The organism is Trinickia mobilis (assembly GCF_017315705.1).
GTDB lineage: Bacteria > Pseudomonadota > Gammaproteobacteria > Burkholderiales > Burkholderiaceae > Trinickia_A > Trinickia_A mobilis.
This window is the reverse complement of the sequence record NZ_JAFLRF010000005.1, coordinates 1-12601: the sequence shown is the minus strand read 5'-3', so window position 1 is coordinate 12601 and position 12601 is coordinate 1. Positions and strand designations below refer to the sequence as shown.

General features: G+C 64.6%; 12 protein-coding genes and 1 pseudogene. 3 read left to right on the top strand and 10 right to left on the bottom strand.

Annotated elements, in window-relative coordinates:
- Window positions 1-282 precede the first annotated feature (282 nt).
- The 4 genes from J3489_RS08505 to J3489_RS08490 form a co-directional block, all read right to left on the bottom strand.
- Window positions 283-1281, bottom strand: a complete 999-nt coding sequence (locus J3489_RS08505; RefSeq protein WP_206997287.1) for an NAD(P)H-dependent glycerol-3-phosphate dehydrogenase — start codon at window positions 1279-1281, stop codon at window positions 283-285.
- A 21-nt stretch (window positions 1282-1302) separates the two neighbouring features.
- Complete coding sequence (gene secB / locus J3489_RS08500; RefSeq protein ID WP_206997286.1) at window positions 1303-1779, bottom strand: protein-export chaperone SecB; 477 nt, start codon at window positions 1777-1779, stop codon at window positions 1303-1305.
- Window positions 1780-2019: 240 nt separating this feature from the next.
- A complete protein-coding gene (gene grxC / locus J3489_RS08495) occupies window positions 2020-2280 on the bottom strand; it encodes a glutaredoxin 3 (RefSeq protein ID WP_206997285.1) in 261 nt (86 codons plus the stop codon).
- Window positions 2277-2702 (bottom strand): rhodanese-like domain-containing protein, encoded by a 426-nt coding sequence (locus J3489_RS08490; protein ID WP_206997284.1) that lies wholly within the window; start codon window positions 2700-2702, stop codon window positions 2277-2279. The genes grxC and J3489_RS08490 overlap by 4 nt, the downstream gene beginning before the upstream one ends.
- Before the next feature lie 146 nt (window positions 2703-2848).
- Between J3489_RS08490 and gpmA the strand changes: the two genes are divergently transcribed.
- The 3 genes from gpmA to J3489_RS08475 all read left to right on the top strand — a co-directional run bounded on the left by gpmA (window position 2849) and on the right by J3489_RS08475 (window position 6333).
- On the top strand, window positions 2849-3595 hold the full coding sequence (gene gpmA, locus J3489_RS08485) for a 2,3-diphosphoglycerate-dependent phosphoglycerate mutase (RefSeq protein ID WP_206997283.1): 747 nt from the start codon (window positions 2849-2851) through the stop codon (window positions 3593-3595).
- 253 nt (window positions 3596-3848) lie between these two features.
- Entirely contained in the window at window positions 3849-5426 is a 1578-nt protein-coding gene (locus J3489_RS08480) for a S41 family peptidase (protein ID WP_206997282.1), read from the top strand.
- Between the two features lie 148 nt (window positions 5427-5574).
- On the top strand, window positions 5575-6333 hold the full coding sequence (locus tag J3489_RS08475) for a HesA/MoeB/ThiF family protein (protein WP_206997281.1): 759 nt from the start codon (window positions 5575-5577) through the stop codon (window positions 6331-6333).
- A gap of 96 nt (window positions 6334-6429) precedes the next feature.
- On the opposite strand, the gene ptsP is transcribed toward J3489_RS08475, so the two are convergent.
- The 6 genes and pseudogenes from ptsP to J3489_RS08445 form a co-directional block, all read right to left on the bottom strand.
- Complete coding sequence (gene ptsP, locus J3489_RS08470) at window positions 6430-8187, bottom strand: phosphoenolpyruvate--protein phosphotransferase (RefSeq protein WP_206997280.1); 1758 nt, start codon at window positions 8185-8187, stop codon at window positions 6430-6432.
- 303 nt (window positions 8188-8490) lie between these two features.
- Complete coding sequence (locus J3489_RS08465; protein WP_206997279.1) at window positions 8491-8760, bottom strand: HPr family phosphocarrier protein; 270 nt, start codon at window positions 8758-8760, stop codon at window positions 8491-8493.
- 43 nt (window positions 8761-8803) lie between these two features.
- The gene (locus J3489_RS08460; RefSeq protein ID WP_206997278.1) at window positions 8804-9325 is read right to left on the bottom strand and encodes a PTS sugar transporter subunit IIA; all 522 of its coding nucleotides are present in this window, start codon (window positions 9323-9325) and stop codon (window positions 8804-8806) included.
- 351 nt (window positions 9326-9676) lie between these two features.
- Window positions 9677-10633: a glutathione synthase gene (gene gshB / locus J3489_RS08455; protein WP_206997277.1), complete on the bottom strand. Its 957-nt coding sequence runs from the start codon at window positions 10631-10633 to the stop codon at window positions 9677-9679.
- Window positions 10634-10738: 105 nt separating this feature from the next.
- Window positions 10739-12028, bottom strand: coding sequence for a glutamate--cysteine ligase (gene gshA / locus J3489_RS08450; protein WP_206997276.1), 1290 nt, complete (start codon window positions 12026-12028; stop codon window positions 10739-10741).
- Window positions 12029-12362: 334 nt separating this feature from the next.
- A pseudogene (locus J3489_RS08445) lies at window positions 12363-12601 on the bottom strand (ammonium transporter); the annotation flags it as partial.

The following is a 12601-nucleotide window of genomic DNA, read 5'->3' as shown; positions in this document are numbered from 1 at the left end:
TGCAAAGCTGTCGACCAGAGTTGGCGCTTCAGCTGTCGGTCGGAGTTAGTGCTTCAGCACTTACTCCGACCCCGTGCAGAGCGCTTACTCGGGTCTCATGCAACGCCGGCGAGCGAGGTGGTATCGACGGCTTGCGCCTCGAGCGAGCATTGACCGATGGTGAGCATGGCAGCCTCCGTGAACCGCGACGTCGCCTCATCGCGCGACGACACGGATGCGGCGCCGTTCATCGAATGGGAAAGACGCTGCCCGCCCCGCCATCGGGCTTACGCCCGGACACGTTCACTCCGCCCGGGCATCCCGCCGCAGCAGGGCGCTGACGGCATCGCGCGGCGCGACGCCCTCGAACAGCACAGCGCAGACAGCCTGCGTAATCGGCATCTCGATCGCGTGCGCGCGGGCGAGCGCGAGCACGGCTTGCGCGCAGCGCACGCCTTCGGCGATGTGGCCGAGCGCGGCCAGGATATCGTCGAGCGTGCGCCCGCCGGCAAGCTGCAAGCCCACGGTACGGTTGCGCGACAGGTCGCCCGTTGCAGTCAGGATCAGGTCGCCGAGGCCGGTCAGCCCGGTGAACGTTTCGGCGTGGCCGCCGAGCGTCACGCCAAGGCGCGACATTTCAGCGAGACCACGCGTAATGAGCGCGGCGCGCGCGTTCAGGCCGAGCCCGAGGCCGTCGGCAATGCCGGTGGCGATCGCGAGCACGTTCTTCACCGCACCGCCGACTTCGACGCCCACGACATCGTCGCCCGTATAAATCCGCATCGCTCCGTGGTGGAACGCCGCGAGCGTCCGCTCGCGGCACGCTTGCGACGCGCTCGCGACCGTCAACGCAACCGGCAACCCCAAGCCGACTTCGCGCGCGAAGCTCGGCCCGGAAAGCACGCCGTTGCTCGGATGCCCGGCCAGCTCGGCCGCGATCACCTGATGCGGCAGCAACTGCGTGTCGGCTTCGAAGCCCTTGCAGACCCACACGAGATGCACGGGCACTTGCTGCGCATCGCGCATCGCACGGCACAGAGTGCGCAATCCTGCTACGGGCGTTGCGACGACGCACAGCGCGTCGTCGCCTGCCGCATGCGCCAGCGCCGCGGCCAGATCGGCCTCATAGCGAAGCGCAGCTGGCAGCGCGATATCGCGCAGATAGTGCGTATTTTCGTGAGTGGAGGAGAGTTCGGCGATGAGCGCACTGCCGCGCGCCCACAGCACCGCATCGTTGTGCGCGGCCAGATGGCCGGCAAGTGCGGTGCCCCATGCACCGGCGCCGAGGACGGCGACCTTCATACCCGGCACCGCCGTCCGGCCTTAGTGCTGCGTCGCGCCGTTCTGCGCGTTGCCCGTTTGGGCTGCGTTGAGCTGCGCGAGACGCTGCTCGTAGAGCGCCTGGAAGTTGATTTCGGCGAGGTGGATCGGCGGGAAGCCGGCGCGGGTGATCGCATCGGCGATGTTCGAGCGCAGGTACGGGAACAGGATCGTCGGACATGCGATGCCGACGAGCGGATCGATCTGCTCTGCCGGGATGTTGCGGATGTCGAAGATGCCCGCTTGCTTGGCTTCGATCAGGAACGCGATCTTGTCGGAGACCTTGGCCGTGACCGTGCCGGTAACCAGGATTTCGAACACGCTTTCAGCAAGGCGCTCGGCCTTCACGTCGACTTCAACCTCGACCGCCGGCATTTCCTGCTCGAGGAAGATCGCCGGCGAATTCGGCTGCTCGAGCGACAAATCCTTCAGGTAAATGCGCTGAATATTGAAAAACGGCTGGTTATTTTGGTCCGACATGGTGACTCCCTAGGTAAATTCGAGGTAGCCGGACGCAGTCCGGCCACTCATGTGCATGTTCCCGCGACCCGCCGGCCCCGAGGTTTGGCGGCCCGTTACGATGAGCGCCGCCGCGAACGCCCTGCTCGACGCTCGAACCCCGAGCTCGCGCAGACATCGCAGACGGGCGCCATGCACCGGACAGAGGCCACCGCAGCAGCGCGCGCCTTAAGCCCGCGCCTGCGGCCAATCAATCATGCATCAGGCCGGTTCCAGCAGCGGCATCAAACCGCCCGCGCGATCGAGCGCGGACAGATCGTCATAGCCGCCGACGTGCGTGTCGCCGATGAACACTTGCGGCACAGTGCGGCGGCCGGTGCGGGTCATCATTTCGTCGCGCCGCGCAGGGTCCTTGTCGATCAGCACTTTCTCGATGCTCTGAACGCCGCGCGACTTTAAAAGACGCTCGGCCATCTGGCAATACGGACACACCTGCGTGCTGTACATGACGACGTTATTCACTTAGCAACTCCTTGTTTGACGACCGGCATGCCGGCCTGCTGCCACGCGTTGACTCCGCCTTGCAGCACGTGGACTTCGGTGTAGCCCGCCGCTTCGGCAATCCGCACCGCCTTGTGCGACTGCTGACCAGTCTGGCAGACGAGCAACACCGGCGTGCCCTTATTCCTGGCAATTTGGCCGATTTTCGCTTGAAGCTCCGCGAACTCGACATGGCGCGCCTGCGGCAAGTGTCCGCCCGCGTAATCGGTGGCGGACCGCAGATCGATGACCACGGCGTTGCGCCGGTTGATCAGCTGCGTCGCTTCGGGAGCGGACAACCCGCCCCGGCCGCGCCGGACGATCGTCGGCCACAGCAGCAGCCCTCCTGAGATGAGGACGGCCGCGATAAGTACAAGGTTCACGTAATCGGTGAAAAACTTCACGAAAGAATCCGCCAAAAAAAGGAGAAATCGAAAATGACAATCCCGCCATTATAAAATAACCGTCTGACGCGATGGCGAGCGCCCGCTAGACGGCCGCGTCGCCCTAACGCACGCAAGCGGCTTCCTCACTACCGACCTCACCTCTCATGCACAAGCTCGTCCTCATCCGCCACGGCGAATCGACGTGGAACAAGGAAAACCGATTCACCGGCTGGGTCGACGTCGACCTCACGGAACAAGGCAACCGCGAAGCGCAACAGGCGGGCCTCCTGCTCAAGGAAGCCGGCTACACGTTCGACATCGCCTACACCTCGGTGCTCAAGCGCGCGATCCGCACCCTGTGGCACGTGCAGGATCAGATGGACCTGATGTATATCCCGGTCGTCCATTCGTGGCGCCTGAACGAGCGCAGTTACGGCGCCCTCGCCGGCCTGAACAAGGCGGAAACGGCCGCGAAATACGGCGACGAGCAAGTGCTGATCTGGCGCCGCAGCTACGACACGCCGCCGCCCGCGCTTGACGCGAGCGACGACCGGGCACCGTTTGGCGATCCGCGCTACGCGAAGGTGCCGCGCGCCGAGCTGCCGCTCACCGAATGCCTGAAAGACACCGTCGCGCGCGTGCTGCCGATCTGGAACGAGTCGATCGCGCCGGCCATCAAGGCGGGCAAGAAGGTGGTGATCGCCGCCCACGGCAATTCGCTGCGCGCGCTGATCAAGTACCTCGACGGCATTTCAGACGGGGATATCGTCGGCTTGAACATCCCGAACGGCGTACCGCTCGTCTATGAACTCGACGAGACCCTGAAACCTATCCGCCGCGAATATCTGGGGGACCCCGAAGCGATCGCGAAGGCGCAGGCCGCCGTCGCAAAACAAGGCAAGGCAGGCTGACAATCCGCCTGAGGATACCTCTGCCAAAAGGCACGGCGTGTGCCGGGATTGGCGCCCCGGCACAGCGCGCCCCTCAATATTCGGCGTTCCGACCGCCCGATTTCTGCGCGCCGCGTCGATCGGCGAACCCGCCCGAAAGTTCGCTGTCGAACAGCGAATACCGTCTCGAATCTACCGCATCCAAGGCTTGCAGTTATACTTGCTCGTCCTCCGCTACCGGCGCACCCACACGCTCCCGACCGCAACAGACTCTATGCGAATGAAACTCAAGAATATCGGCCTGATCGCCGCGGGCCTGGCTACCGGCGTTTTCGCGACGGTGCAACTGTCCGCGTCCGCCCAGCAGGCCGCCTCGGCGCCGCTGCCGCTCGACCAACTGCGCCTCTTCGCCGAGGTGTTCGGGCAGATCAAGCATGACTACGTCGAACCGGTCGACGACAAGAAGCTCTTGACCGCGGCGATCAAGGGGATGGTGTCGAGCCTCGACCCGCACTCGTCGTATCTCGACAAAACCGACTACGAAGAGCTTCAGGAGCAGACCAAGGGCCGCTTCGCCGGCCTAGGCATCGAGATTTCCCAGGAAGACGGCCTGATTAAGGTCATTTCCCCGATCGAAGACACGCCGGCCTTCCGCGCCGGCATCCGCCCGGGCGACCTTATCACCCGCATCAACGACAAGCCCGTGCGCGGCATGACGCTCGACCAGGCGGTCAAGCAGATGCGCGGCGACCCGGGCACCAAGGTCACGCTGACCCTCTTTCGCAAGAGCGACGACCGCACGTTCCCGATCACGGTGACGCGCGCGATCATCAAGGTGCAGAGCGTGAAGATGAAGATCCTCGGGCCGGGCTACGCCTATATCCGCATCACGAGCTTCCAGGAGCGCACGGTGCCGGATCTCGCCGCCAGGCTCGAAGACGTCGCGCGCCAGCAGCCGAACCTGAAGGGGATCGTGATCGATCTGCGCAACAACGGCGGCGGTCTGCTGCAAAGTGCGGTCGGCGTCGCGGGCGCGTTCCTGCCGCCGGATTCGGTCGTCGTGTCGACCAACGGTCAAATCGCCGATTCGAAGGAGGTCTACCGCGATACGTACGATAACTACCGCCTGCCGTCGTTCGATACGGATCCGTTGAAGGGCCTGCCGGCAGTCTTCAAGAGCGTGCCGATGGTCGTGTTGACCAACGCGTACTCGGCGTCGGCGTCGGAAATCGTCGCGGGCGCGCTGCAGGATCAGCGTCGCGCGCTGATCATGGGCAAGACGACGTTCGGAAAGGGTTCGGTGCAAACCGTGCGGCCGCTGACCGCTGACACGGCACTGCGCCTGACGACCGCGTATTACTACACGCCGAGCGGCCGCTCGATCCAGAACAAGGGCATCCGTCCCGACATCGCCGTCGACCAATACGCCGACGGCGATCCGGATGACGCACTCGTGACGCGTGAAGTCGACTACTCGAACCACCTGGCGAATACGCAGGATCCGAACGAGAAGAAGGAAGAGGAAGAGCGCGAACAGCAGCGCATGCTGCAGTTGCAGCAGCTCGAAGAGCAGAACGACAAGAAGACGCCAGAACAGCGCCAGAAGGACCGCGACCGCAAGCCGGTCGAGTTCGGCACCTCGGACGACTTCATGCTCCAGCAAGCGTTGAACAAGCTCGAAGGCAAGCCGGTGCAGGCGTCGAAGTCGATCGTCGAGCGCACGCTGGCCGAGAACAAGCCGAATCGTTCGGCCTCGGCGCCGATCGCGGTGAAGCCGGCGCTGCCGGCCACGCCGGGCTCGGACCCGGCGCCGGCGTCGGCTCCCCAGCCGGCCGCTTCGCAGAGCAAGTAAGGCTCCTCGCCCAAGCTCACATGCCTTCGCAGCCTCAGTGCTGCGAAGGCATTGTCTTTTGCGCGATTAGAATAACGAGAACGACTTATCGCGCAGCACGCCGCACGAGCGCCTCGTACGTGCCGCGCGCCCCACGACGCGCCGCCCCATGAACGACGATCAACTCCTCCGCTATTCCCGCCATATCCTCGTTGACGAGCTCGGCATCGAGGCGCAGCAGCATTTTCTCGACGCGCATGCGATCGTCATCGGCGCCGGCGGGCTGGGCTCGCCGGCGGCGATGTACCTGGCGGCGTCAGGCGTCGGCACGCTGACCCTCGTCGATGCCGATACCGTCGATCTCACGAACCTGCAGCGGCAGATCCTGCACGTCACGGCTTCGGTCGGGCGCAAGAAGGTCGAGTCGGGGCGCGATACGATCGCGCAACTGAATCCCGACGTCGTCGTGCACGCCATCGCGGAACGCGTCGACGATGCCTGGCTCGACGAAGCCGTGCCGCGCGCGACCGTCGTGCTTGACTGCACCGACAACTTCACCACCCGCCACGCGATCAACCGCGCGTGCGTCGCGCATGGGGTGCCGCTCGTGTCGGGCGCGGCGCTGCGTTTCGACGGCCAGATCAGCACGTTCGATTTCCGCAACGATGCTTCGCCGTGCTACGCGTGCGTGTTTCCCGAAGATCAGCCTTTCGAAGAAGTCGCCTGCTCGACGATGGGCGTGTTCGCACCGACGGTCGGCATCATCGGCGCGATGCAGGCGGCCGAGGCGCTGCGCGTGATCGCGAAAGTCGGCACGACGCTGGCCGGCCGGCTCATGATGCTCGACTCGCTGCGGATGGAGTGGAACACGATGAAGATCGCACGCCAGCCGGATTGCCCGGTATGCGGGAAAGCGCACGCGGATTGAAGCGCGCTGGAGACTTCTGAAAACGCGAAGGGCGGCCGGTTCGAGAAACCGCCGCCCTTCGTCGTTGCCGGCCACGCAAAGGCCCGCACGCCAATTTCAACACTCGGCGACGAGCTTGAGCGCCGCCTGCACCTCTTCCGGTTCGAACGACGCCAGCACGTCTGCAACGGGCTTCTCCAGCGTCTTCAAATGCGAGCGCAGGATCTCCTGCTTCACGACGAGCAGTTGGCTCGGATGCATCGAGAACTCGGTGAGGCCCATGCCGAGCAACAAGCGCGTGAGTTGCGGATCGCCCGCCATTTCCCCGCAGATCGACACCGGCACGCCCGCTCGTTTCGCTTCGCGCAGCGTGAACGCGATCAGGTGCAGCACAGCCGGATGCAGCGGATCGTAAAGATGCGCGACCGAGTTGTCGGCACGGTCGATCGCCAGCGTGTACTGAATCAAATCGTTCGTGCCGATCGACAGGAAATCGAGCCGCTTGAGAAAAAGCGGCAGCGCGATCGCAGCGGCCGGGATCTCGATCATCGCGCCGATGCGCACATTCGGGTCGTACGGCAGACCGGCGTCGTCGAGCTGGCGCTTCGCCTCGCGGATCAGGTCGAGCGTCTGATCGATTTCCTGCGCGTGCGCGAGCATCGGGATCAGGATCTTCACCTGGCCGAACGCCGACGCGCGCAGAATCGCGCGCAGTTGCGTGAGGAACATATGCGGCTCGGACAGGCTCCAGCGGATCGCCCGCAGGCCCAGCGCCGGATTGGGCGCCGTTTCGTAGCCTTCGCTGCCGATCGAATCGAGCGGCTTGTCGGCGCCGACGTCGATCGTGCGGATCGTCACCGGCAGGCCGTTCATCAGCTCGACCGCCCGCTTGTACGCGGCAAACTGCTCCTCTTCCTCCGGCAGCCGATCGCGGTGATTCATGAACAGGAACTCGGTGCGGAAAAGGCCGACGCCGACCGCCCCCGCATCCACCGCCGCCTGCGCGTCCTCGGGCAACTCGATGTTCGCGCACAGCTCGATCTTCGTGCCGCACAGCGTTTGCGTCGGCGAGAACTTCAGTCGCTGCAGCTTGCGCTGCTCGAGCGCCTTCTCGCTTTGCCGGTACGAATATTCCTCGAGCACGATCGGCGCCGGGTCGACGATCACGATGCCGTGGTCGCCGTCGACGATGATCAGATCGTCCTGCCGGATCAGCGAGCTGGCCTGCTGCACGCCCACCGCGGCCGGAATGCCGAGGCTGCGAGCGACGATCGCCGTATGCGACGTCCGCCCGCCGAGATCGGTGACGAAGCCCTGAAACGTTTGCGTCTTGAACTGCATCATGTCGGCGGGCGAGATGTCGTGCGCGACCACGATCATTTCGTCGCTAGCATGCGCATGCATGCCGTGGCCGAGCAGCGCGGCCGCCGACGGCGCGCCCGCCAACGCCTTCAGCACGCGCTCGACCACCTGGTGGATATCGGCCTTGCGCTCGCGCAGGTACTCGTCTTCGATATCGTCGAAATGGCGGGACAGGCGTTCGAGCTGTTCGGTCAGCGCCCATTCGACGTTGTAGCGGCGCGTCCGCACGAGATCCATCGTTTCCTGCACGAGCATCGCGTCGTTCAGGATCATCGTGTGGACATTGATGAAGGCGCCGACTTCGCTCGGCGCGTCTGCGGCGAGATCCTCGCGCAGCAGTTCGAGCTCGCTGTGCACGACTTTCAAAGCCGCGCGAAAGCGCTCGAGCTCCCCTTCGATCTGGGCAGGCTCGATCAGGTAATGATCGACGTCAAGCGCGGCCGGCGCTATCAGATAGGCTCGCCCGATGGCGATGCCGCGTGACACGGGAATTCCATGCAGCGTGAACGACACGCGCACCTCCTCTAGTTGTGTGTGATGCCGCGATAAGCCGCCGCAATGGGTTTGTGACCCTAACTACCGATTATAAATTCCGCAAACGATGCATGACTGCGTGCGGCGCAGCATGGTTAGCGGTTTCGGTAGCTGACCCAGACAAGCCGGATGCCCAGCCGGCGTGTCTCTGTACGATTTTCTTGCTGCGTTGCAAGGGACCATGGGGTAAGCACTAAAGCGCTAACTCTAGTCGGCACAAAAAAACGCCGCGGATGACCGCGGCGTTCGTGTGGAGACAGAGGTCTCAGTCTGCACCGTCGCTCATTGGCCCTCGCCGAATTTATCGGCGATCAATTTCAGGAGTGCCAGCATTGCGTCCGCCTCGTCCGGCCCTTCCGTTTCGATCGTCACCGTGCTGCCGATCCCGGCCGCCAGCATCATGACGCCCATGATGCTCTTCGCGTTGATGCGCCGGCCATTGCGGCTCATCCAGATTTCCGACTGATAGTTGCCGGCGAGCTGAGTCAGTTTGGCCGACGCGCGTGCGTGCAGGCCCAGTTTGTTCACGATAGTTGTTTCTTGTTGCAGCATGATGTTCCGAAGCGCGAATGGTGTCTGAGGAATGGCCGTTCGGTCAGGATCCAGCCGGATTGGGGTTGGGCGCCGGCGCGCAGCCGGCAGCGCCGCCGGCCGCCGCGCTCGGGCAAGCCTCCGGCGAGCGCGCCGGCAGGCAATCGACGTCGGCCGCGCATTTCACGGGCGGCGGTGTCGACGGTCCGATCGCATGCACGCCCTTGGCCGCGCCCGCCAGCGCCTTGTCGACGAGCGTATCGAGCGGCGTCGTGCGGTAACACACGGCGCGCACGAGCATCGGCAGGTTCACGCCAGCCAAGACGCGCACCGATGGCAGCGTCGCGAGGCGGCTCGCGATGTTCGCCGGCGTCGCACCGAACATGTCGGTCAGGACGAGGGCGCCGTTGTCTTCCCGTAAGCGGTCGAGTTCAGATTGCGCGAGATCGATGACCTGAGCGGGATCGCAGTCGGGCATCACGTCGATCGCGCCGATGCGCGCGGGCAGCCCGCCGTATATGTGAGCGATGCACTCGCGTAGCGCGGTAGCGAACGGAGCGTGCGCAATGATCAAAATGCCTGCCATGTCAGCCTTACAACGAAAAGCGGCCCGAAGCGCAGAACCGGGATAGTTGCGGCCCGCGCCTGGCACATGCCCCTCATGCTGGTCCGAGTGGACGGCCGGCCGCCATCGGGGCTGTGGCGCCGGTCGTCGGGCCGCCGCGCGCCGGATCGGTTCCGGCCAAGCCGCGGCGCCCGGCTCGAAGTCCGCTCGCGGGACGCGCCGCCCTTGCCGGGTTCGGACGTCCTGCCTGAAAGAGCGGGCATTGTATCAGGCCATTTTCGCGCTTTTCCGCGCATTAACTGGCTAGTGACGTTCCGCCACGCCCAGCGGCGGGACGCGCGCCGGTCAGCCAAGGCCGCCTAGCCGGGCGCCTCAGCCTGTCGCGCGCTCCAGCGCGTCAATGAGCATCGCGGCGACGTCGAAGCCGGTCTGGTCCATGATTTCCCGGAAGCACGTCGGACTCGTGACATTGACCTCGGTCAGCCAGTCGCCGATCGCGTCGAGCCCGACGAGCAACAGGCCGCGCGCCGCGAGCACCGGGGCGAGCGTTTCGGCGATCTCACGGTCGCGCGCGGTGAGCGGCTGCGCGACGCCGACACCGCCCGCCGCGAGGTTGCCGCGCACCTCGTTGCCCTGAGGAATACGCGCGAGCGAATACGGCACCGGCTCGCCGCCGATCAGCAGAATCCGCTTGTCGCCGGCCGAGATTTCGGGGATGAACTTCTGCGCCATCACCGAGCGTGCGCCGTCGTGGCTCAGCATTTCGACGATCGAGCCGAGGTTCATGCCATCGGCCTTCACGCGGAATACGCCCATGCCGCCCATGCCGTCGAGCGGCTTCAGGATCACGTCGCCGTGCTCGGCATGAAACGCGCGCAGACGCGCGGCGTCGCGCGTGACGAGCGTCGGCGCGACGAATTGCGCGAACTCGCCGATCGCCAGCTTCTCCGAGTGATCGCGAATCGCCTGCGGCTTGTTGAAAACGCGCGCGCCCGCACGCTCCGCCAGCTCGAGCAGCCACGTCGACGTCACGTATTCCATGTCGAACGGCGGGTCTTTGCGCATCAGCACCGCGCCGAACGATTGCAGCGCGCGCGTTTCGTGCGCGGCGGCTTCGTACCAGGGATCACGATGGCGGTCCGCTTCATCGCCGACGAGCGTCACGCGCTTCACGCTCGCTTCGACGCGGCTGCCGGTCCACGCGAGATGTTGCGGCTCGCACGCGTAGATCGTGTGCCCGCGGCGCACCGCTTCGGCCATCATCGCGTAGGTCGAATCCTTGTAGATCTTGAAGCGATCAAGCGGGTCGGCGATAAAAAGAATGTCCATGGAGTCTCTGATGCCCTGTGCGGGCTTTGTCTTGTTCATCATTGGTTCGCGCGCCGGACGGCGCTGCCCGGGGCGGCGCCGTTGACCGCCCGAGTGCTTCCGGTGTCAGACCTGAATCGCTTCCGGATCGGTCTTCTCGAGCTCCACCGATGCTGCGAGGAGCCCCAAGCGCGCCACCACGCCGTACATATAGAAGCGGTTCGGCGGCGCGGCGCCCGGCTTCGCGTGCGCGTCCGGCAGCGCGGTGTGCTCGAAGCCGAGCGGCACGAAATGCATGCCCGGCGCGTTCAGGTTCTGATCGCGCTCGCGGCCGCCGTGCACGCGATAGAAGCCGCCCACCACATAGCGATCGATCATGTACACGACCGGCTCGGCCACTTCGTCGCCGACCCGCTCGAACGTATAGACGCCCTCCTGCACGATCACGTCGTGCACTTCGAGACCGTCCTTCGTCACGGTCATCCGCTCGCGCTCGCGCTTCGTGAGACTCGCGACTTCTGCCGCGTCGTGCACGGTCAACACGCCGCGCCCATCGGTGCCGGCATCGGACTTGATGACGACGTACGGCCGCTCTGTGATGCCGTATTCGCGGTACTTGCGCGCAATCTTCTTGAGCACGACGTCGATCGCATCGGAGAGCGCCTCCTCACCGGTACGCGCCTGAAAGTCGACGTCTTCGACATGCGCATGGTACGGATTCACCATCCACGGGTCGATCTCGACCATCTTCGCGAACTTCTTCGCGACGTCTTCGTAGCAGGAAAAATGCGTCGACTTGCGGCGCACGGCCCACCCCGCGTGCAGCGGCGGCAGCACGTACTGCTCGTGCAGGTTCTCGAGCACGCTCGGAACGCCCGCCGACAAGTCGTTGTTCAAAAGGATCGAGCAAGGATCGAAGTTCTTGAGCCCGAGACGCCGCGACGTCCGCTCGAGCGGTTCAAGCACGATTTTCTGGCCATCGGCGAGCGCGATCGTGACCGGGCCGTGGATGCTTTCGTCGAGCGTGCCGAAGCGCACGTTCAGCCCCGCCTGCCGCATGATGGTCGCAAGCCGCGCGACATTCTCCAGATAAAACGCGTTGCGTGTATGACGCTCGGGAATGATCAGCAGATTCTTCGCGTCAGGGCAGATTTTTTCGATCGAAGCCATCGCCGCCTGCACGGCGAGCGGCAGCACTTCGAGCGGCAGATTGTTGAATCGGCCCGGAAAGAGGTTCGTATCGACCGGCGCGAGCTTGAAGCCTGCGTTGCGCAAGTCCACCGAACAATAGAACGGCGGCGTATGCTCTTGCCATTCGAGGCGGAACCAGCGTTCGATGGCGGGCGTGGCGTCGAGGATCTTCCGCTCGAGATCGAGCAGCGGGCCGTTTAACGCCGTAACTAGGTGCGGAACCATTGATCACTCGCAGATGGAGAAGAAGATTGTAGAGCAAATACCCCGCCGATTTGGGGACGCTTTCTCCATTCGCAAGCGGGATCCGCATGCGATTTTCCTATTGACCCGATAGACAACAAGGACAAAGGCCCGCGGTTGCCGCGGGCGTTGCATGGGACCGCGTTGCATGGGACCGGAGTAAGCGCTAAAGCGCTAACTCCGGTCGACCGCGTTGCATGGGACCGGAGTAAGCGCTAAAGCGCTAACTCCGGTCGACACAAAAAAGCCCGCCGTGAAGGCGGGCCAAAGTCGCTGCGCTTAACCCCCGTATTTGTCGCAGGCGAGCAGCCAGCCGTTATTCGACGTGCTCGCCGTGCAGCACCACGTCGAGGCCTTCGCGCTCTTCTTCCTCGGCCACGCGCAGGCCCATCACCATGTCGATCACCTTCAAGAGGATGAAGCTCACCACGCCGCTGTAAACGAGCGTCGTCAGTACGCCCTTCGCCTGCAGGATCAGATTGCCGTCCGCGCCGCCGATGTCCTTCACCGCGAACACGCCGGTCAGAAGCGCGCCGACGATACCGCCGATGCCGT